General features: G+C 66.5%; 14 protein-coding genes and 1 pseudogene. 2 read left to right on the top strand and 13 right to left on the bottom strand.

Annotated features, from left to right (window positions below):
- Nucleotides 1-162: 162 nt before the first annotated feature.
- From DXZ73_RS00360 to DXZ73_RS00330, 7 genes are all read right to left on the bottom strand, one after another.
- A complete protein-coding gene (locus DXZ73_RS00360) occupies nucleotides 163-624 on the bottom strand; it encodes a hypothetical protein (RefSeq protein WP_162889902.1) in 462 nt (153 codons plus the stop codon).
- 80 nt (nucleotides 625-704) lie between these two features.
- Nucleotides 705-1,463 (bottom strand): transposase family protein, encoded by a 759-nt coding sequence (locus tag DXZ73_RS00355; RefSeq protein ID WP_425315896.1) that lies wholly within the window; start codon nucleotides 1,461-1,463, stop codon nucleotides 705-707.
- Nucleotides 1,464-1,802: 339 nt separating this feature from the next.
- Entirely contained in the window at nucleotides 1,803-2,927 is a 1,125-nt protein-coding gene (locus DXZ73_RS00350) for a hypothetical protein (protein ID WP_116209052.1), read from the bottom strand.
- Complete coding sequence (locus tag DXZ73_RS00345; RefSeq protein WP_116209051.1) at nucleotides 2,924-3,991, bottom strand: hypothetical protein; 1,068 nt, start codon at nucleotides 3,989-3,991, stop codon at nucleotides 2,924-2,926. Before DXZ73_RS00345 ends, DXZ73_RS00350 begins: the two co-directional genes overlap by 4 nt.
- Nucleotides 3,992-4,069: 78 nt before the next feature.
- Nucleotides 4,070-7,615: a hypothetical protein gene (locus DXZ73_RS00340; RefSeq protein ID WP_116209049.1), complete on the bottom strand. Its 3,546-nt coding sequence runs from the start codon at nucleotides 7,613-7,615 to the stop codon at nucleotides 4,070-4,072.
- 1 nt (nucleotide 7,616) lies between these two features.
- On the bottom strand, nucleotides 7,617-9,758 hold the full coding sequence (locus DXZ73_RS00335; RefSeq protein ID WP_162889901.1) for a hypothetical protein: 2,142 nt from the start codon (nucleotides 9,756-9,758) through the stop codon (nucleotides 7,617-7,619).
- A gap of 23 nt (nucleotides 9,759-9,781) precedes the next feature.
- Nucleotides 9,782-12,460, bottom strand: coding sequence for a DUF6603 domain-containing protein (locus DXZ73_RS00330; protein WP_162889900.1), 2,679 nt, complete (start codon nucleotides 12,458-12,460; stop codon nucleotides 9,782-9,784).
- Nucleotides 12,461-12,802: 342 nt separating this feature from the next.
- Between DXZ73_RS00330 and DXZ73_RS40390 the strand changes: the two are divergent.
- Nucleotides 12,803-12,910 (top strand): annotated as a pseudogene (locus tag DXZ73_RS40390) (S-adenosylmethionine-dependent methyltransferase); the annotation flags it as partial.
- A 425-nt stretch (nucleotides 12,911-13,335) separates the two neighbouring features.
- Here the strand turns inward: DXZ73_RS40390 and DXZ73_RS00320 are convergent.
- Nucleotides 13,336-14,709, bottom strand: coding sequence for an FAD-binding oxidoreductase (locus DXZ73_RS00320; RefSeq protein ID WP_116209043.1), 1,374 nt, complete (start codon nucleotides 14,707-14,709; stop codon nucleotides 13,336-13,338).
- Between the two features lie 172 nt (nucleotides 14,710-14,881).
- Here DXZ73_RS00320 and DXZ73_RS00315 point away from each other — a divergent pair, with 172 nt between their 5' ends.
- Entirely contained in the window at nucleotides 14,882-15,841 is a 960-nt protein-coding gene (locus tag DXZ73_RS00315) for a beta-ketoacyl-ACP synthase III (RefSeq protein ID WP_116209041.1), read from the top strand.
- On the opposite strand, the gene DXZ73_RS38970 is transcribed toward DXZ73_RS00315, so the two are convergent.
- From DXZ73_RS38970 to DXZ73_RS00300, 5 genes are all read right to left on the bottom strand, one after another.
- On the bottom strand, nucleotides 15,829-15,978 hold the full coding sequence (locus tag DXZ73_RS38970; protein WP_240351842.1) for a hypothetical protein: 150 nt from the start codon (nucleotides 15,976-15,978) through the stop codon (nucleotides 15,829-15,831). The genes DXZ73_RS00315 and DXZ73_RS38970 overlap by 13 nt on opposite strands.
- Complete coding sequence (locus DXZ73_RS00310) at nucleotides 15,942-17,024, bottom strand: ISAs1 family transposase (RefSeq protein WP_425315801.1); 1,083 nt, start codon at nucleotides 17,022-17,024, stop codon at nucleotides 15,942-15,944. Before DXZ73_RS00310 ends, DXZ73_RS38970 begins: the two co-directional genes overlap by 37 nt.
- A 174-nt stretch (nucleotides 17,025-17,198) precedes the next feature.
- Nucleotides 17,199-19,109: a hypothetical protein gene (locus DXZ73_RS00305; protein ID WP_205519064.1), complete on the bottom strand. Its 1,911-nt coding sequence runs from the start codon at nucleotides 19,107-19,109 to the stop codon at nucleotides 17,199-17,201.
- A gap of 70 nt (nucleotides 19,110-19,179) precedes the next feature.
- Nucleotides 19,180-19,329, bottom strand: a complete 150-nt coding sequence (locus tag DXZ73_RS38965) for a hypothetical protein (RefSeq protein ID WP_240351842.1) — start codon at nucleotides 19,327-19,329, stop codon at nucleotides 19,180-19,182.
- Nucleotides 19,293-20,375: an ISAs1 family transposase gene (locus DXZ73_RS00300; RefSeq protein WP_425315801.1), complete on the bottom strand. Its 1,083-nt coding sequence runs from the start codon at nucleotides 20,373-20,375 to the stop codon at nucleotides 19,293-19,295. Before DXZ73_RS00300 ends, DXZ73_RS38965 begins: the two co-directional genes overlap by 37 nt.
- Nucleotides 20,376-20,386 lie beyond the last annotated feature (11 nt).

Raw genomic sequence — 20,386 nt, 5'->3', positions numbered from 1 at the left:
AAGGAGTATCTCCGCGCTCCCGATCGCCATGGTCGCTGCGATCGCGGCATCGACCGGTATGTCGGTTTTCTTGCTGATCCGGAATTTGAAATCAGTGAGCCTGAGCGGTGACTCGCTCCGGTTCGGCCTCGGATCCGGTATGTGCAGGTCGGATTCGAGAGATTATTCGGCGGAGAACTCCTTGCTTCTGAACCCGTACTCCGCACGGAGATCGCGAAGGTGAACGCTTCCGTCTTCGAGATGCAGAGGTCCGATTTCTGTCACCTCGCGATAGCGGAGACTTTCCGGGTTGTGAGCGGTGAGCCGAAGGATGGGGTCGGGGAAGGTCGCCGAGGCGGTGAGCTCGATGTCCGCGGAGATCTTGCCGTGTGCGGTCAGGCCGCCGTGCAGCCGGTGGTCACTGCCGGCGTGAGGAGCCAGGACGAACCACAGTTGGACATCCTCGAGTGTCAGCAGGTCAGGTATGAGGGGCCAATGTCCTGTGGCCGTCACTTCCAGTTCTGGACTGGCCAGCGTCATGGACGGCAGGTCGAAGCACACCGACAGTCCGTTGATCGAAACCTGACCGATGAGTTCTGCCAGCTCTTGTGGGATGGCAGTGGAAAGATCGTGTCTGGCAGACATGAACGGAAGCTGGGACATGTCCTTGAGGCCGTTGAGAGCGGGGGTCTCGGCGAAACGTCCCGACCGTCAGTGAACTTCTTTCATCCTGAGCTCTCGCGGGTCAGCAGGGTGTGGACGGCCTGAATGATGCGGTTGGTTGAGCACCGGGCCCGGCGTAGGACACGCCAGGTCTTGAGCCGGGCGGAGGCGCGTTCGCCGGGAGTCCGGAGGCGGGCATGGGCGCGGTTGAACCTCCTGTAGTGCTTGGGGAGTTCGCGGTGGCCGTAGTGCGGGGTACGGACGGTGGCGCCGGCGCCCTGGTACGCGCGGTCGGCCAGCACCAGGATCTGCCGGGTGAGGCAGGCCTGGACGATGCCGTGGGCCCGGGCGGCGGTCAGGTCGTGGATCTGTCCCGGCAGCGCGCGGGAGAACCACAGCGGGGTTCCGTCCGGGCGGGCGACGACCTGCACGTTCATGCCATGCCGCTTGTGCTTCTGGGTGTCGTACGGTTCGTCCGCGGCGACGCGATCGGTGGGGATGAGGGTGCCGTCAATGATGACGAAGTCTCCTTCACCCAGGCCGACGAGGGCCTCGCGCAGGCCCGGGGCCCGGGCGGCCGGGGCCTCCAGTGTCTTGTCGACATACCTCCAGGCCGTAGCCTCCGAGGCATCGAAACCGCCTGCGACCTGGGCGAACGTCTCGTTCTTCCGTAGATGTGCCAGCACCAGCAGGGCCTGCTTGAAGCAGCCCAACCGCCTCCATCTGGTGACGAGTTCCTGTCGGCGAGCATGGATGGGCAAGGAGACATGCTCAACGAGCTCGTACGGAACGTCGAGTGTGGAAGGATACGGGACCAACAGAGCCCCTTGGCGCCGGTGTCGAGTGAGATCAACACCCCAACGACAAGGGGCTCTGCCATTTCACCAACCATCGCCTCTGACCTGCCCGTTTCACCCCCGTGGGACAGGATGAAAGAGGTTCACTGAAGCAACCCAGCTTTTTCCACGGAGACTTCAGCTCACGTCGACGGGCTTGGGTCGGCCAGGAGGCATGCTCGACGAGCTCGTAAGGGGCGTCGAGCATGGCAGGGTACGGAACCAACAGGGCCCCCGGAAGGCGAGGCAGCCGGGTAACGGTTTTCGTGCCGTCTACGGTTCCACGGCCCGGTGCAGGGCTACGCCGGGCCGCGCACTTCGATTTCACGTGGGGAACACGTGATTTCCCCACGTGATGGTGACCTTCGCGGCGCCGGTGTTGGTCACGTCGGCGGAGACGAGGGTGGCCTTGCCCGCGTCGAAGTAGCTGTCGCCGCCGTGGCCGCCGGTACCGCCGCCTCCGCCGGCTCCGCCGCCTCCGCCGCCGCCGCCTCCGCCTCCGGCGTACCAGCCCCACAGCCCTTGCCCGGAGCCGGCTCCTCCGCCTCCTCCGCCGCCCTGGCCCGTTGCGCCGCTGCGGCCGCCACTCGCGGTCCCGGAGCCGCTGCCGTTCGCTCCGCCGCGGCCGCCTTGCCCGCCGTCGCCGCCGCTACCGCCCGTGCCGCCCCATCCCCCGCGGTTGGAACCGTCGTCGGTGACGGGCGAGCCCTGCGAGCCACCGCTTTGTCCGGAGCCGTCGCCGCCACCGCTTCCGCCTTGGCTGCCGCCGCCACCGCCGGATCCGGCCGTGGACAACGTCCCTCCTCCGCCTCCTCCTCCGCCACCGCCGCCGTTGTAGGCCCCCGAGCCGTAGCCGTTGCCGCCGCTGCCTCCCCAGTCGCCCGAGCTTCCGTCGGTCGCGTTCCTGCCCGCGGTGCCCGCGAACGTTCCGCCGACGGCGTCGGCGAGTCCGGCATCGCCCCCGGAGCCTCCCTGTCCTCCGCTGCCACCGGTGCCGCCGGATCCGCCGCCGCCCCCGGTCGTCGAGCCGCCGCCGCCGCTGTCCCCGGCGGCTCCGTCGCTGCCACGGCCGCCCGGCGAACCGGCGTCCCCGCCGCTGCCCGCGCCCGCGATCAGCGTGTCGCCGTGGAAGACCTGTGCCGAGGCCGCCCTTGCTCCGTAGCGGGCGACGCGGACGCCGATGACGTCCCCGGGAGTGACGTAGAGCAGGGTCTGGATGTCGGCGCCCTTGCCCCCGCTCACCCCGTAGGCATCATTGCCCCCGGCGCCCTGGAGATGCAGCGAGAGGATGGTGACGTGGTCGGGGACGGTGAACGTTCGCTTTTCGTCCGTGCCCTCATAGAAGAAGTCCTGGCTGCGGCCCGCCGGGTTGCGGATCTTCAGGTGGCCGTCAGTCTTGACGTTTCCCGTGGCCTTGAGGCGTCCGCCGATGGTAATTTTGCCGGTCATGTCAGCTTCCCTCGCAGTGGTGTGCCCTTGGGGTCGAGGAACTGCGCGTCGGTCGTGATGTCCCCGGTCGCTTCGACGGCGCCGGCGACGTTCATGTCCTTGCTGACGGTGAGGTCCTTCTGCGCGACCACGTCATCGCCCACGGTGAGCGTGCCCTTTCCGCCGCACACGGTTCCGAAGAAGTGGCTCTCCTTTTCGACTCTGAGGGCTCCGTCGATGGTGAGGAGCTTGCTTCCGCGCCAGTTCTCCTCGCCGTTTGCGGTGATCTTGTCGACCGTCAGATGCGGGAAGCTGGGCTCTTCGACGGCGATGGTGGTGGTGAGGTAGGAGTCTTTTTGGTGTCCTACGCTCTGGGCTGTTGCGCAGAGGGTGAAGGTGGTGTCTCGTTCCACGCCTTTTTCGATGGTGTGGTCTCGTACGGTGTCGGCCAGGTCGGTTTTTCCGTTTGGCAGGGTGGGGCTGTAGAGGGTGTAGGCCGTGTTGGGGCCGTCCCATTTGAGGGTGAATTTTTGGTTGCGTTCGGTCTGGGTGATGACGGTTTCGCTGCTGGCGCCTCCTTGGACGATGCGGAGGTTGGTGAGGGGGACGAGGTCGGGGCGGGCGGGATATTTGTCGAGGTAGTGGTGGGAGTATTCCCATGTCCAGGTGTCGTTGGTGCCGGGATGGCGGACGTGGGTGCGGACTTCGAGGCGGGCGGTGCCGACTTCTTCGTTGGTGTGGAAGTTGTCGAGGCGGAGACGGAGTCCGGCTCTGGTGAAGGCGTGGGTGGTGTTGTCGGTGTCCGGGGTAGCTTTGTAGAAGGTGTGTTCCTCGTCTGGGGGCTGGCCTTCGATGACGCCGGGCTGGATCTGGGTGAAAGTCCAGGTTCTGGTGGTGTCGTGGGCGGTGGTGTTGGGCCGTTCGCCGGGGGCGAGGAGGTCCTGGGCGAGGTGGCCGGCGGGGAGGACGATGATGATCTGGTCGCAGTGGACGGGGTGTTGACCGCCGTTGGAGATGATGATGTCCAGTGCGGCGGGCTGGCCGACCGCGAGGGGGACGGGCTGGGTCAGGACGGCTGTGGTCAAGGACTGATTTTGGATAGCAGTAGTCATGAATCTCTCCGATATGTGGCAGGGCCTGTGGCCAGGGCCAGTTGTCGTGGATCAGGAAGTGCGGTCGGCCTGGTCAGGATCGGCGGGGGTGAGCGTGAGGAATCCGTTGCGTACGACGGGCTTGCCGTCGGTGAAGCGCGGTCGGCCATCGGATGGGGTGAGGGGGAGGGAACTCTCAGCGCCTTCGCGGTCGCGCTCGGCCCAGGCCCACGTGCCGACGCGGAGTGAAGGTCGGGGGGCAACGAGGACAGTGTCGGGAATCTGGTCGCCGCTGGTGGTGCGGGAGACGGTGAGCAGTGGACCGACGCGGAAGAAGAGTTCGAGAGAGTTCAGAGGGCGCTGGGTGAATCGGCCGGGCAGGCTCAGGACTGCCGTGGGCAGGATTCCGGTGGTGGCGTGTATGAGAGCGGACGGGTCGATGAGCAGCGTGAGGTACTGGATGTCCTGGTCCGGGGTGGTCGGCCTGTGGGGGTGGTGGCGGGCTTTGAGGCGTGGGGAGTTGTCAGGGGTGATGTGACGCAGACAGTCAGTGGGGTCCTGCGGGGGGTGGATCGTGTAGATGTGGTCGGGATCGTGGTCGGGGTGAAAGGCGAGCAGGCCGTCGCCGAGCCGGTCGGGTTCGCCCAGTCGTACTGCCCAGTCGTAGTCGGGGAAGTCGGATTGCGGGCGGTTGAGCACGTGCTGCCAGCTGGGGTCGGTGATGGCGGGGCCGTCGAGTTCGAGGGACAGTCGGCTGCGGACCAGGGCCAGGGGGCGCCCGGCCAGAACAGCCGGTGCGGTGTCGGCATGAGCGTTCCCCGGATGGACGGTCTGGAGTGTGTCGTCGATGGATTTGAGGGCTGCGGTAAGTGCCGAGGTGCCTTGTCCCTGGATTCTGTTGAGGAAGTTGTACAGATGCTTCAGCCCGATGTCCTTGATCTGGCTGAGGGATTCGACGGGACTGCCGGGGGGAGCCTCCCACGAGGCTTGGAGGTCGCCGCTCGCGGAGGTGGTGGAACGGAGTTCGCCCAGGGCAACACCGTCAGGGGTGTAGCAGGCGAGGGCCTGCTCGATGCGGTTGGGAAGGATCCAGCCGCACACGGGGTTGGCCCCGGGGTCGTGGTCGATCAGCACGCTGTCGTTGGCGGAGTCGACCAGGTCGAAGCGCAGCCGGGCGCCTTGGAGGAGGCCGGGGCGCAGATGGACGCATCCGCCCGTGAGGCGGGGGTGGGTTGGCTCGTCCTTGCCGGGGGCGACGTCCTGGGCGGTTACGGCGGCGAAGGAGGCCCCTTTGCCTTCTTCGACGAGGACGTGGGCGCGCCCGAACCGGTCAATGATCTTGAGTTGGGTGAAGGCGAACTGGCCGGCGCGGATCTGTTGGAACGGTGAGGCGGGGTAGCCCTCGAACGGTGCCGGGAGCTCGCCGGGGTTGGGGGCGGCGTGCCAGCCGGGACCGACCAACTCGCGCAGTTCGCCGTCTGGCGGCACGTTGCGGGTGACGTCGTGGCAGGCGAGCTGGGCAGTGAACCCGCTGAGGGCCTGGGCCATCAGGTCCCACTCAGCGGTGGAGGCCGCGAAGGACTCCAGACGGCGGCGGGTGTCGGGATCGGGATGGGCCTGTGCGTGGTGGCGCAGGCGGGCATCCATGTTGAAGGCGGTGTGGGCGCTGAGCATGCAGCGGCCGGTCAGCATGATGGGGTCGATCTGTCGTAACTGGTCGTCGGGCGCGGTGGTCCAGTGGTAGCGGTCGTCGTGGAAGGTCCAACGGGGTGTGCCGTCCGGTTTGGCGTAGGGGACGGGGTGGTAGTCGCCCTGCCATTCCAGGTAAAGCGGTTGCCAGGGCTGGACCCAAGGGTCAGTGACGAAGGGCGGCGGGACGATGGTGCCGTCGGGTGGTTGCGGTTCGTCGGTTGCATAGCAGACGAGTTCGCCTACCAGCGCCCGTACGGGTGCTGGTACGGCGGCCAGCAGAGAGCCGGTCTTGTCGCCCGCGGTGCCCGGGTACTGGACCGCCTGGGAAGGGCGGCAAGGCAGTGGCGTGGTGGTGTCCATGGGCTCGTGCATGCCTGCGCCGCGGATGAGGACGACCGGGTCCTGGGGCGAGCGGAAGGGGGCTGTCGGGACGCGCTTGAGCAGCCGTGCCTCCGGAGCGGGCTTCTCGCCGGCCAAGGTGAGGCCACGGGCGAGGAGAGCGCGGATGGATTCCTGGATGTTGTGGGCGAGGCTTCCCTCGAGGGTGGGGCGCAGGACGCGGCCGTTGGGGGACACGGGGTCGCCCAGCGCGTTGAGCTGATCGCGGACCCGGCGGGCCAGAGACTCGGGAGCTTGTGGATCCAGCTCGCGGGCGAGTACGGCTCGGTCCAGGTCGCGGGGCAGGACAGGCAGGCTGTGCAGCCACCAGGTGTCGTAGAGCTGCCGACGAAGGTCGTGCAGTTCTCGTGCTGCGTGGTCGTAGGCGGCCTGGGCATCGTTGAGCGCGATCAGCTCGGCGCGTTCGTCGGTGTCCACGTCTGCGGCTGTGCCATCGTCCGGGCCGGTGGCGGGGTCGGTGATCTGCCAGAAGTAGCCGCCGGGGCCATGGGTGAACCAGTACTCGCGGATCTTCAGACGAAGGTCCAACATGCCGTCTGGCTGGTCGATCTTGTCCAGCATGCCGTACTGGAGTGCTTCCAGCAGGGCTGGGGCGGATTCCAGGGTCGAGTCACCTGCGTCGGTGACCATGGCGGTGAGGGCGTCCAGTGAACTGTTGCCGACTGCGACGCGGGTGTTTCTCGCGAGGTCGCTTTCGACCGGCTGGTCGGGCGTCCAGTCCACCAGGCGGGCCATGCCTGCGTAGTAGGAACGCCTGATCGTTGTGCGCGTGCTGTCCCCTGATCCGGCCTGGGTCCAATTGAGCCCCTTGAGGAGTTCCTCGAAGCCCGGTACGTCCTGGGCCTTGTCAAGAGGGTCGTACTGGGGGTCGGAGTACCAGCCGACTACTTGGTAGGTGAAGCGCTCGGGTCGTTCCTCGTAGCGGGTGAGCGGGTCGTGGAAGGAGAAGACGTTCTCGTTGTACGGCTGGTAGTGGCTGAAGGCGGGGATACCGGGGCCATTGGCGGTCAGGAAGCTACCGGGGGCCGGCTTCCAGGTATCGGTTGGGAAGGGCGGCTCGACCCATGGCTCGGTATCGGTGACGGGGCGGACGCGGCCGATCCGGGTGATGCGGCGGACTCCGTCCTTCGGGGAGGTCCAGACGAACGGAGAGGTGCCGGTGGTGCGGCTGAGGTGGTCGCTTTCGACGATCCACATGGCGGTGGCCTCGCCGGCGCGGCGTGTGATCAGCCACCGGTTGGGGACCACCGGGAACGAGGTGGTGTCGGTAGTGGCGTCGTGGGTGCCGCGACGTAGTGCGTCAGGGAGCTCCCACTGCAGGTAGATGCCCCGGTGGCAGGCATCGCCCATGTCGAGGTCAAGGTCGTCGAACGGGTCGGCCTCGGGGTTGAGGTGCAGGTTGAGGCGGTGGAAGTTGGCTTGCCACCGTTGGAAGTTGCTGCGCTCCTGGACGTCTTTGTTGATCACTAGAGCGGACAGTTTGACGGGCACGACGAGGCCGTCTGAAGGCGCGAGCGGCTGGGACATATCAGGTTCTCCGGTGGTCAGGGTGGCGGAAGGCCAGCTTTTCGGGCGACTTGATCATTTGAAGGGCGAACTGGCCCGGCAGGAGCGGCCCGGGCTGCCCGAGGGCCCCGGCGAGTGCGTGGGCGAGATCGTTTACACGGAGCACTTCCATGCCGTGGCTGTCCTGGCGCAGGAAGTTTTCTTTGACGCTCTCAAAAGGACGGTCCGGGAGCTGCGTTCCGGCGGAGTCCGGGTCCAGGCTGCGCAGCGCGAGGCCGCCGGTGTCTTCGATGCCGAAGTGAAGTCCTTGGTGCGGCTCGGCGAGTTCGAGGGTGTGGGGGACGCCGTCGAAGAGGCAGAGGAGGACGGCCTCGTCCAGCTGCGTGTGGCGCAGGGACGTCAGCTGCCGGCCGGTGTGGTCGGTGGCGGTGACGGTCAGGGCGGGCCATCCCTGGACCAGGCTGGAGCGGATGAGGATGCCGGCCACGGGTGCGGGGTGGTCCGCCGTCGACACGAGGCGCTCCAGGACGGTGTCGGCATCGGTCGTGGTGGTGCTGCTGTGGCCGATGCTGAGTGCTCCTTCTTGCAGGAAGCGCAGCCATACGGGGTCGACGTGGAAGAACCGGAGGCTTTCGTCCGGGAGCATGGCGTGGTCGGGCACCAGGTGGGTGAAGGGCACGGGCCGGAGCTCGTTCAGGGAACGGAGCCAGGACAGAAGTTGGACAGCATGCTGCCCGAGCAGGGTCTGCGGGTCGCCTGACTCCTGGACGAGCACGTCAAGGGGACTCGGTGCCGGCGCGTAGTGGCGCGGCGGGGTGGCACTGCGTGGCACCCGCCGGGGGCCGGGGCCGCCGAACAGGGCGCTGAGGCTGCGTTGCAGCCCGTCCTCCAGCAGGTTGTCCAGACGGGTCAGGGCGTCGGTAGTGCCTCCCGTACGCAAGACCGGGTGGTCGTTGCGCTGGTGCATGGCGGCACAGCGTTCGAGCACAGTGCGCCGGAACGTCACCAGGCTGGTGGCGAAATGCGGGTCGGCAAGGCCCAGGGAGCGGCCGAGGCTGAAGGCGTCGGCGTAGCTGACGTCGAACACGCCGCCGTGCTCGGTGTAGATCAGAGCCTGGGAGGGATGGTCCGTGTGTGGCCCGCGCTCTGGGGTACCGACCGCTCGTACGGGTGTCAGGGGTCCGCGGTACCAGGCGAAGGTGCGCGGGCCGGGGGCGGTGTGGTGGGCCAGCGGCAGGTAGCCGTCGCGGATGCGCTGAGTGGCCAGGGTCAGGTCGGCGGTGGGGAGTGGGCGGCGCAGCAGCCCGATGCGGCCGTCCTTGTCCGGCTCGGGGTGGGCGAGTGCCTCTGCCAGGTGGCCGAAGCCTCCTTTGAGATCGGGGTGGGAGGTGAAGGACCAGGAGGTGAGGGAGAACAAGCGCAGCGGCTTGACAGGTGAGGGCACCGGCGCGGTTTGGTGGCCTTCGAGGGAGACAAGGTGGACGGTGTACGTGCCGCCTTGGGAGGAGGGGAAGCGGTTGGCGACCACTACCGCGTAGGCGTCGTCTGCGGCCTGGAGGGTGCTTCCACCGGCTGTGGCGTCGGTGCCGCCGGTGCGGGTGTGGGCGAGCAGACCCAGCTCGTCGCGGGTGGGCAGCAGTGCTTCGGCCAGGGCCGCCGGCACGTCGATGGTGGTGCAGCTGCTGGCCAGGACCTCGCCGGGGATGTCGCCTGTGTCCAGCTGCGGCAGCTGGACGGCGGGGTCCTCGGTGAGGGCTTGGCCCACGGTCCAGTTCTGGGGTACGACCTTGTCGGCGGGGGCCAGCAGGAGCAGTGCCAGCCATGGCGGGCCCTCTGTGCCGGCGCTGGGGTCCAGAGCCCGTTCCCAGGGCAGCAGGGCACGGTTGAGGGTGATGTGCGGGAGGACAGTGTGGAACGCGCCGTTCAGTCCGGGGGGCGGGTAGAGGGCATGGACGTCGCCGGCGTCCAGGTGGAACTGGGGGGCGCGGATCTCGAAGTCATGGGAGACCGGCTGGAGGTAGTCGGTGCCGTTGACGTGGGTGTCGAGTCCGTCGACCTCTTGGGTGACAGTGACGGTGTACCGGCCGGCTTCCACTGCGGGGCGGAGGCTGTCGGTGAATTCCACTGTCTGTGGGGGCTGGCCGGTGGCGGCAGTGCGGGGCATGGGTCTACCTCGGGTGTGAGGGGTCAGTGGGTGGCGACGAACGGTGCGTCGGCGAAGAGATGGCCGACTGTGTCGGCGAACGGCCTCAGATCCTGGTCAGCTCCGGGTTCCAGGCCCCAGCGGGTGAGTTCGTCGAAGAGCGCGGTACGGGCCTGGGCGGTGGTCGCGGTGGCGATGCTGTCGCGGATGAGACCGATCGCCGTAGCCGGGGCGGTGGGAGGTGGCACGATGGCCCGATCCTTGTCGGTGCCGAGCGGGACGGCTCCACCCGGGAGTTCTGCGCTCTCCAGAACTGCGGCTTTGATATGGAGAGATGTGCCGGCGTGCGGAGCTGGTACGACGATGCGGACACCCGTGATCTGGTCGGGAACGAGCTGGCCGTCGGCAGTAGGGACTTGGTCTGCAGGGTGAGAGGCACCCCACAGGGCACTGGGCACCGCCGTGGTCAGGGGAGTGACGGTCCACTTCTCCTGGACGGGGTCGAAGTCGTGCCGTTCGTTGCCGGCGCCGTGCTTGGTGAAGACGACACTGTGCCGGGACGTGAGGTTCTGGGCCTGCGGGCCCATGGGGCGGATGTTCAGCCCGGAGCGGGTCCGGTCGGGGGCGAGGGGTTCCTTGCCCACCACCAGTTGTGATGCGGGGATGACGGTGCGGGTCTCCAAGGCAAAGCCGTGGCTGGAGACGGCCCAGGCAGCGGTCGGGTCCTGCTCCGGGGGGTGGGCGTCGATGGGGGCGGGTGGCGGCGGCAGGAGACCGCCGGCCGGGAACAGCTGCACGGCCTGTGCACGGTCGGGCAGCAGGCCGGTGAACTGTTCCCAGTCCAGGACTGGATCGGGTACGGAGGCATGCTCGCCGAAGCTGACGGTCAGTCCGATGCCCAGTACGTGAACGGTGACCTCGCCGCCAGTGGGCGGCCCCCACAGATGTATGTCGGCACCGACCTCCACGGTCCAGGTGCCAAAGATGTGGGTGTTGAGCGAAGCTCCCAGCGAGATGCCGGTGCTGAGGTCGAAGTGGAACGGCTTCCATTGGACCAGTGCATCGAAGTGGGCGGTCAGCCAGGCCCGCACATCCCCGCTGTGGTACCGGACATCCAGACCGCCGCCGACCATGAAGGCCGAGGGGGTCAGGGCCAGATAGGAGCCGCCCTTGATGCTGACCGCGTCGCTGACATCCCAGTTGATGCCGATACGCGGCGGGTTGGGGTAGTGAGCCGGCGGCTTGAACTGCGGGTGGTAGCCCCCCGCAGTGAGAACGAAATCACCAGGGTGTTCACTGCCGTCGAACCAGCAGTGGAAGGCGAACCCTCCTGTGAGGTGGCAGGCCGGGTCCAGGAGGAATGACCGGGGGGTGAGCAGTGCGTCGATGGCCAGCATGGCCTTCTCGGTGGTGTAGACGGCCTCCAGCTCGAGTTCGACGTTGGCGTACTTGGTGTCGGATTCGGGCGGAAGTGAGGCTTCGGCCCGGCCGAGCAGGCTGATCGCGAAACCGGAGCCGAACTCCACCATCAGCAGGGCCCGGGCATGGACGAGCTTGCATACCTCGAATGCCACACCTGCCGCGATCCAGACTTCCCCGTCCGCAGGTGCCACCCAGGCGTTGTCACCACTGGTCAGGCTGTTGAGCTTGGCCAGCAGATCGTCTTTGTGGGCGTTGGCGTCGCTCGGGGCGGGAGCAGAGGCGGAACCGCTGAGTCCCGCTACGAACGGGAAGTCGGCCACTTCCTCCAGAGTGGGGATACGGACACGGCTGTTGTAGCCGAAGCCGCCCATTAACCCGGTGATGATGATGGGCGGCGGGCCAGGGATCTGGCCGCCGAGCTCGCCGAAGAGGAACAGTGACGGCTGGCCGCCGATCTTGCGCAGATAGGCGCCGATGGCACCGAAGCTGAATTTGGAGGCCTTGACTACCAACAGCCCGGAGATTTCCAGGTCATATCCAACTGGCGGGTCTCCCTTGAGGAATGCACCGCCGATCTCCAATGGAGGGGAGGAGTAGTCGATGCTCAGTCCCGAGAGCTTGCCTTCGATGTCAAATTCGCCATGGACGAGCTTGTCCAGGCGTACGCCCAGCCCCAGGCCGTCGACGCCAATGGCCAGCGGTCCGGCTTTCATCGTCGCGTCGAGGAGAACAGACAGCTCTTGATCGTGGTAGCCGGCGCCGAGCCGACGTACTGTCAGCGGGCCGAGCGTCTTGTTGACATTCAGCCATGTTGCCGCAGATGCCGCTGGTGCGGTGCCCGAGGTGTTCGGTGCGGCGTGCAGCAGTGTTCTCCTGGTCTTGTCGGGGAAAGCCACCTCTGACGAGCCACTCGTCGTGCCCTTCGGGCCGGACCCACCGGCATGGAGATGGAAGGTGTGCGGCGCCATGGACGGCACTGCGCAGGTGAGGTCGAGTGAAAAGCCTTTGTTTATTTTTCCTGACGGCAGTGCAGAGGCGCCGGATCCGAATTGACGTAACTGATCGTTGATCTTCTCTACCGAATCATCCCCCAGGTCAGCAGAGGCGAAGATGCCACGAAGCTGGGAGAAGTTCACGTTCATCGAGTCCGGAATCTCATGACCGACCAGTGGCAGCTTGGCAAGGGAGAATCCGGACTCCGATTCGACGGCAAGTAGATAGGATCGACCTCCGGCCCCTTCCTTTTTTGAGCCTTTGACGACATCTTGCGGTTGGGTATTTGGGAGAGGTGACGGCTTCATGAGGGGTCCCTACTCTGTTGAGGGCGGACAAGAAGGAGAATCCTTTGGCCTGAAGTCTCGCCACATGCACCGCCAAAAGGAACATCAGCCCGTCGCTGGCCACTTGCAGCAATGAACTGTCAGCATTGAAGCCGGATCCTCAGAGCGAACGAAGGCGACGAGGCCCATCACCCTGAGGGGCATCGTGTTCTACAGGCAGACGTTGAAGGTCTATCTCACGCAACAATTCGCAACTTCCCACATTCGGCAGGGACTTCGCATGGAGGGCGTAACCTACTGCCGAATGAAGTCGCTTCTGATTGCATCAGAATCCGATGTAACGAGTCCCGGGAGATCTCTTCGCGCGACGGCACGCCCGTCATCGACCTGGCGCCGTTCTTCCAGGAGATGGGCCCCTGCGGTTCGGTTCAGCAGCCGGGCTGGCCTGGTGAGATGCTCAAGGACTATTAGAACGACCCGACTGAACACTGACGACACCGCACAACCTGCTCGCGCCCCGAAGGCTGAACAGGTCCGAAGTACCAGGGAAGCGGAACGGCGAGAGGGTGATTGGACCAACAACCACGGATATCCGAATGGGCGCGGTTCCGGGTCGGGTAGCCCGGAGGTGGGATTCCCCCGGGCTACCCGACCCGGAGCTACACCCACCTGACTTTCTCCACGGCCTCGGCCGACATGCCGACGTCTGCCATCAGGTGTCACTTCCCTTTCGAAGATCCACCGTTGATCGCGAACCCCCGGCGTCCTGATGGTGACCGCGGCCCGAGTCGTCTACTGGTGACGGTCTGGGCCGCAGCGGCCCTCGCCGCACTGTGTCAGTTGGCCTGATACCGGGAGGTGTTGATGATCAGGCAAGCAGGGCAGTGACGGTACCGTCATAGGAACACCTTGCCAGGGTTGAAGATCCCCGTCGTGTCCAATGCGTTCTTGACGGCACGATGCAGAGCGAGCGCTTGCGGGCTTAACTCCGCGGCAAGGCCACGTCTCTTGAGTAGCCCCACACCGTGTTCCCCGGTGACCGTGCCTCCCAGCGCCAGGGCTTTGTCGATGACGCATTCCAGGGCCACGTGACCACGGGCACGCGCCGCATCGTCGCCATAGGGGACCACGATCACCGGGTGCAGGTTCCCGTCCCCCGCGTGTGCGAGTCCTGCGATGCGGACTTCGTGGCGCCTGGCGATGCCTTCAATGCACGCGAGCATGTCGGGGACCTTCATGCGGGGTACGCACACGTCCTCGGTGAGCACCTGGCCGAGCCGTTCCAGCGCGGGGTACACCAGACGGCGTGCGGTGAACAGGGCGTCCGCCTCGGCTTGGTCGGAGGAGCGGGCGCTCCAGGTGGCGCCGGCGGCGTTGAACGAGGCGAGCACTGTAGCGGCCTCCTCATCGCCTGCCGCGCCGGGTGCGTCGCAGCGGGCCAGCAGCAGGACGTCCCCCGCTGCAGCGAGCCCCATCTGCTTCCGGGCGTCGACCGCTTCCAGGCAGAAGCGGTCGACGAGTTCGAGGGCACTGGGCACCACCCCCGCGGCAGCGATCGCGGCGACCGCCCGGCCTGCGGTGGACGCGTCGGGGAAGTAACCGACGACCGTGCGCTCCATCGGCCGGGGGCCCCGCAATCGCAGGGTGATCTCGGTGATGAGGCCAAGGGTGCCCTCGGAACCGACCATCAGGCCGGTCAGGTCGTATCCGGCAACGCCCTTGGCGCTGCGGCGGCCGAGCCGTACGACTTCGCCAGTCCCGACGACGGCTTCCAAGCCGAGAACGTAGTCGCGCGTCACCCCGTACTTCACGCAGCACAGCCCGCCCGCGTTGGTGGCGACGTTCCCGCCGATCGTGGACCAGGGGGAGCTCGCCGGGTCCGGGGGGTACCACAGGCCGTGCTCGGCGCATACCTCGCTGAGATGGTCGTTGATGACGCCTGGCTGGACTATGGTCAAGCGTTCTTCCGGGTCGATGCGGAGTACGGCGTTCATGGCCTCGAAGGACACGACGACGCAGCCTTCGACGGCGTTGGCGCCGCCGGACAGCCCGGTGCCCGCCCCTCGCGCCACGACCGGGACGCCGTGTGCCGCGCACCACGAGACGAGTGCGGCCACCTCCTCGGTGCACTGTGGCCGTGCCACGGCGGCAGGCAAGGTGTAGGGCGCCCGTTCCGCCTCGTCGTGCGCGTAGGAGGCCAGCACCCCCGGGTCGGACAGGATCCGGCCTTCGGGAAGTACGCCTTCGAGTTCGGCAGGAGTCGCGCTCATTGCGCCACCGTACGTGCCGTACCCAGAGGCTCAATATTGTTCTTTGGTACATGTCCCAAAGGTCAATTGAGGGGCGGCGCAAGGACATGGAAAAGTGGCCGCCGCCGGTCAGCGGGATTCTGGAATCCCTGTTCACCGGAGTTTCTGGGAAAGTGGCCGGAGGGGGTTTCTGATGGCAGCGGTAATCGCGGGACTCGGGGGCTGGCTGCCCCCGCATGTGGTGACCAACGACGATCTGTGCGCAGTCTTGGACTCCACCGACGAATGGATTCGCACCCGCACGGGGATCAGCGAGCGACGTGTGGTCTCCGGTGGACTGTCCACCAGGGACCTGGCGGTGGAAGCTGGGGCGAGGGCGCTCAAATCTGCCGGGGGGACAGCGGCGGACGCCGTGGTGCTGGCCACCACCTCGTTCGACTGTTTATGCCCAGCTGTGGCGCCGGAGGTTGCCTCGTTGCTGGGTCTGCGCACGGTGCCCGCCTACGACCTGACATCGGCGTGCAGCGGGTTCCTCTATGGGCTCGCCACTGCAGCCGGGCTCATCGCCGCCGAGGTTGCGGACAGTGTGCTGTTCATCGGCGCTGAGGCGTTCACGACCCTGGTCAACCCTGAGGACCGCACGACGGCGCCGATCTTCGGGGACGGGGCGGGGGCGGTGGTGCTGCGCCGCGGCGAGGCGGACGAGCCCGGGGCGCTCGGCCCCTTCGACCTGGGCAGTGATGGCGCACTCGCCGATTTGCTGGCCGTTCCCGCCGGCGGTTCGAGGCAGCGCTCCGGTTCAGCGGGCCTCGGCCATGGCTCCGTGCCGACGGAGGACTGGTACCTACGGATGGAGGGCAGGCCACTGTACACACAGGCCGTGGAGCGGATGTCGGCCTCATCCCGTGCCGTGCTCGACCGTGTGGGGTGGACCGTCGATGACATCGAATGGTTCGTCGGCCACCAGGCCAACGTGCGGATCGTACAGGCCGTCGCCGAGGAGTTGGAACTGCCGGAGGAGCGCGTGGCGGTCAACATCGACCGCGTCGGCAATACCTTGGCAGCGTCGATCCCACTACTGCTCAACGACATCGTGCACAGCGGCTGGCTGCGGCCGGGGCACCGCGTGCCAGGGCTTGCTCAAGTTCCGTGAGTGGCCGGGTTTTTGGTGATGCCCGGGACGGCCAGTGCTTGTTCGGGTTCGTGGCGGATGGCGCGGGTGGTTTTGGCGATGTTGTCGGCTCCGAGGATCTTCAGGACGCCGATGGCGAGGTTACGGAAGCTGGCCATGGCGCGGGGTGCGCTGTCGGTGTGGACGGTTGAGGCGTCCTCGGCGAAGGTGACATCTCGGATGTGGTGGGAGGAATTCTCGATCCCCCAGTGCCCGCGAATCGCAGCGGCGAGGTCGGCCGGGCTGGTCTGGTGGGTATCCAGCTGGTGACCGCGAACACGCTCTCGCGGCTCTCCGTCCGGCCGGTGGGCTTGCGGCGGCGGTGGACACGGATGGCGAGCCGGGCATGCGGGAAGGCGATCTCGCCGAGGTTGCCGGCGAGGGCGCACGTCTTGATCGACCGGGACTCGCGCCGTCCGTGGGCGGTGACGGAAGACGTGTGCTGAACCTTGATGCACGTCCAGGGAAGAGCGGCGGGCTGAGCGTACGTGGTGGGCTGGTTGGTCTTGATGACCGCGATGTAGTGGGCCTTCTTCGTCTCGACCAGCCAGGTGGTGTTGGCCTTCACCGAGTGCAGGGCGTCGAAGGTGACCACGGTGTCCGCCAGGTCGAGCGGCGCGAGCAAGGGCTTGAAGTGCCGCGTCTCGTTCGTCTTCGCGCCGATCTCGACCTGGGCGAGCGCGGCGACGGGGTGGTGCGTGACCGCGGAGAGCAGGTGACGGCGCGGCGTATCGAGGCGGGCCGAGCCCTTCAGTGCCTTGCCGTCCACGGCGATGACCCGCCGCGGACGAGTCGCCGACGCGTCCCCGCACGCCAACTTGCGGTGCTGGTCGGCCAGGTAGGCGCCCACGGCCTGGTCCAGGGCGTCGCCGTCGAGCGCCATCAGGACGCGCCCGATCGTGACCGGCTTCGGGCTGCGCCGCCAGCCGAGCAGATGACGCCGCATCCCGAGGGAAGCCAGCAGGGTGTTCGTGGCCCGCTCGCCGAACTCGGCGGTCTCGTCCAGGCTCTTCGCGCCGGACACGACCGCGCAGGCACACACCAGCAGGACCGACACCAGCGAGTGCCAGCGGCCCCGGCGCGAGCGCGGGTCGGGCACCGATGCGAGATAAGGACGCAGGTCAGCGATCCGGTCCGCATCCAGCGGACCCAGCTTCTCCAGCACGGAAGGGATAGGGGAAGATACAACGGCAGGCACGGGACATCCTCGTGATCATCTGGCTTAGTCACCACAATGATCACGAACCCCCGTGCCCGCACTGCTACCCGCCCCTACCCGCCCCTACCCGCCCCGATCGCCAACCACCCGCGCATCCACGGAACTTGACGGAGCCCTGCATCACACGAGCTTGCAAAGGCCCCTGGGAGCCAGGTCGCGAGTACACCAGCATTTGTCCGGTCCCCCACAACACGAACCGGGCCTTCCACCGGACAGGGCATGCCTGCTCGCATATCCCCACAGCGGATTCCAATAGTTCTCGAGCAGGTCGGCCACCGCTTCTTCGCCCTCGATGACGTAGTTGAATTCCGATAGGAACCCTGGGTACAGGTTGTCCGACCCGACCACATACACCTCGTCGTCGATCACCATCAGCTTCGCGTGATTGCCGGGTGCCGAGGGAACCGTCGTGGATGTCAATCTCAATTTAAGAAGGTCAAATCCAAAACCCTTCCCTTTCTGCGCGGCCTCATAGGCATCGCCGATCACGCCCTCCTTCGGGCGCCGCTCGCTCAGTGGCGGCTGCTTGAGCGTGGCGGTAAAACCCGCCGTGGGGAGATGCGGCCACTTGTAGGTCTTGCCCTCGACGGTGTTTCGGGATGGGACATCCGTGTAGTAGAACGGGGCAATGAACAGTCGGCTCAAAGCTTCAAGTCGCCTGTCCTGGTCAGGATACTCGGCGTCGGTCTCCACGTCGTGCAGCATGTAGTAGCGCATCAGTGAGAATGTGCGGACCGCGCCGGATCCGAACGAATACTGGTCCCCCCCCGCACCCGCCCCGGCATCTAGTGGTGACACCACCACCTGCACGGTCAAATCCTTCTTTTCCAGCAACGCCTTCAGGATCGAGTGGCAAACGACATGGTCCTTCCAATTCTTCTTCCACGCGCTGATGAGGTCCATCTGCGACATCTTGATAGTGCGCTCCGCGCCCAGGATGAGGTCTTCCTTCATTTTCCCGGAGTCGTCCTCGTACCCCCCTTTTTCTGTCTTGGACCAGTACTTACCCACCGACCCGTATCTGGTGGCGAGCTTATATTCGCCGAGCGCGTCGTATCCCGCGAACGTCTGTCGCACGGGGAAGACGTCTGTATCGAGGTCGCCGTCGAGCACCTGGTACTGGTCGCGGGGCACCGGGCTCGGTGAACCAGCCGACACCGCAGGGGCGACGCCTTGGTGCAATTCCACAATCTCTCGCTGACTTTTACGGACGTTCTCGATTACATTCGGCGATTTGAGCGGGTTGGCGGGCCGGGTCTGGGTGTTGGTATGATCCTCCCATTTCGGTTTCGCGCTTTTGAGTGCCTCGAGTCGCTCGACGGCCAGCAGGTCTTTTCCGCAAGCCCACATCTTATCCAAATAGGTGTGCGCGTCCGCCGCTGCTGGCCCATGGACCACGACCGACAGGTCGTGCACGGGCGGATAGCTCAGGAACAGGTCCATGTTCAGGTTGTGCCCGCCGGCCAGTACCTCCGTGGCGTCGGCGACAATGATCTTCGAGTGGTTCCAGGTCATCCTCTCGTCGGGTGCTTCTACAACGTCCCCGAAGAGTTTCCAGTTGATGGCAGCCGCTATTCCGCCCGCCATCTGGTAGTAACGCCCCAACCAGATTTCTGGGAGGTGCGTCCAGTGTCTGCTCCGCTCTCGGACCATGCGGATGACGGCCTGCTTCAACAGCGTGTAGTTCTCAGGGGCGCCGTATTCTTTAAGCGCCGTTGGCGTCTGGCCGAACAGGAACCGGAACTGTGTGGGCGCGGGCCGGAGGATCTTCTGGCTCAGCGCGGTGTCCATGGCACCGAGAATGATGCCGGCCCAAGCCGGATCCGGGGCGTTGAGAGACGCTATGTCGCAGCGATACCGAGATTTTTGGACGACCTCCTCCAGTGCCCGCTGGAACTCGCCCTGCCGAGCCCACGACTGCTGCATGATCGCCGGGCCGAACGGCCTTCCCCAGACCCGCGGCGTGTCCATGAGCCGGATATAGTTAGGGGCTTCGTTGGGCAGATGTTTGACTTTGACGCTTTCATCCATGGCTTGTCTCCCTTAGCGTTTCGAGTCTGAAGTAGGTTTACGTCTGGTGCCGGAGGGAATCAGGGCTTGCTCAAGTTCCGTGAGTGGCCGGGTTTTTGGTGATGCCCGGGACGGCCAGTGCTTGTTCGGGTTCGTGGCGGATGGCGCGGGTGGTTTTGGCGATGTTGTCGGCTCCGAGGATCTTCAGGACGCCGATGGCGAGGTTACGGAAGCTGGCCATGGCGCGGGGTGCGCTGTCGGTGTGGACGGTTGAGGCGTCCTCGGCGAAGGTGACATCTCGGATGTGGTGGGAGGAATTCTCGATCCCCCAGTGCCCGCGAATCGCAGCGGCGAGGTCGGCCGGGCTGGTCTGGTGGGTATCCAGCTGGTGACCGCGAACACGCTCTCGCGGCTCTCCGTCCGGCCGGTGGGCTTGCGGCGGCGGTGGACACGGATGGCGAGCCGGGCATGCGGGAAGGCGATCTCGCCGAGGTTGCCGGCGAGGGCGCACGTCTTGATCGACCGGGACTCGCGCCGTCCGTGGGCGGTGACGGAAGACGTGTGCTGAACCTTGATGCACGTCCAGGGAAGAGCGGCGGGCTGAGCGTACGTGGTGGGCTGGTTGGTCTTGATGACCGCGATGTAGTGGGCCTTCTTCGTCTCGACCAGCCAGGTGGTGTTGGCCTTCACCGAGTGCAGGGCGTCGAAGGTGACCACGGTGTCCGCCAGGTCGAGCGGCGCGAGCAAGGGCTTGAAGTGCCGCGTCTCGTTCGTCTTCGCGCCGATCTCGACCTGGGCGAGCGCGGCGACGGGGTGGTGCGTGACCGCGGAGAGCAGGTGACGGCGCGGCGTATCGAGGCGGGCCGAGCCCTTCAGTGCCTTGCCGTCCACGGCGATGACCCGCCGCGGACGAGTCGCCGACGCGTCCCCGCACGCCAACTTGCGGTGCTGGTCGGCCAGGTAGGCGCCCACGGCCTGGTCCAGGGCGTCGCCGTCGAGCGCCATCAGGACGCGCCCGATCGTGACCGGCTTCGGGCTGCGCCGCCAGCCGAGCAGATGACGCCGCATCCCGAGGGAAGCCAGCAGGGTGTTCGTGGCCCGCTCGCCGAACTCGGCGGTCTCGTCCAGGCTCTTCGCGCCGGACACGACCGCGCAGGCACACACCAGCAGGACCGACACCAGCGAGTGCCAGCGGCCCCGGCGCGAGCGCGGGTCGGGCACCGATGCGAGATAAGGACGCAGGTCAGCGATCCGGTCCGCATCCAGCGGACCCAGCTTCTCCAGCACGGAAGGGATAG

Origin of the sequence: Streptoverticillium olivoreticuli subsp. olivoreticuli (assembly GCF_003391135.1) — a bacterium.
Taxonomy (GTDB): Bacteria; Actinomycetota; Actinomycetes; order Streptomycetales; family Streptomycetaceae; genus Streptomyces; species Streptomyces blastmyceticus.
Note: the sequence above shows the minus strand (reverse complement) of the source record. Positions and strands in the feature narration are given on the sequence as shown.

Bases quoted from the DNA above. Each gene is read 5' to 3' on its own strand.
- DXZ73_RS00305 (WP_205519064.1), bottom strand. From the start codon at position 19,109: ATGGATGAAAGCGTCAAAGTCAAACATCTGCCCAACGAAGCCCCTAAC.
- DXZ73_RS00330 (WP_162889900.1), bottom strand. From the start codon at position 12,460: ATGAAGCCGTCACCTCTCCCAAATACCCAACCGCAAGATGTCGTCAAA.
- DXZ73_RS38970 (WP_240351842.1), bottom strand. From the start codon at position 15,978: ATGGCCAGCTTCCGTAACCTCGCCATCGGCGTCCTGAAGATCCTCGGA.
- DXZ73_RS00335 (WP_162889901.1), bottom strand. From the start codon at position 9,758: ATGCCCCGCACTGCCGCCACCGGCCAGCCCCCACAGACAGTGGAATTC.
- DXZ73_RS00360 (WP_162889902.1), bottom strand. From the start codon at position 624: ATGTCTGCCAGACACGATCTTTCCACTGCCATCCCACAAGAGCTGGCA.
- DXZ73_RS38965 (WP_240351842.1), bottom strand. From the start codon at position 19,329: ATGGCCAGCTTCCGTAACCTCGCCATCGGCGTCCTGAAGATCCTCGGA.
- DXZ73_RS00315 (WP_116209041.1), top strand. From the start codon at position 14,882: ATGGCAGCGGTAATCGCGGGACTCGGGGGCTGGCTGCCCCCGCATGTG.
- DXZ73_RS00350 (WP_116209052.1), bottom strand. From the start codon at position 2,927: ATGACCGGCAAAATTACCATCGGCGGACGCCTCAAGGCCACGGGAAAC.
- DXZ73_RS00340 (WP_116209049.1), bottom strand. From the start codon at position 7,615: ATGTCCCAGCCGCTCGCGCCTTCAGACGGCCTCGTCGTGCCCGTCAAA.
- DXZ73_RS00320 (WP_116209043.1), bottom strand. From the start codon at position 14,709: ATGAGCGCGACTCCTGCCGAACTCGAAGGCGTACTTCCCGAAGGCCGG.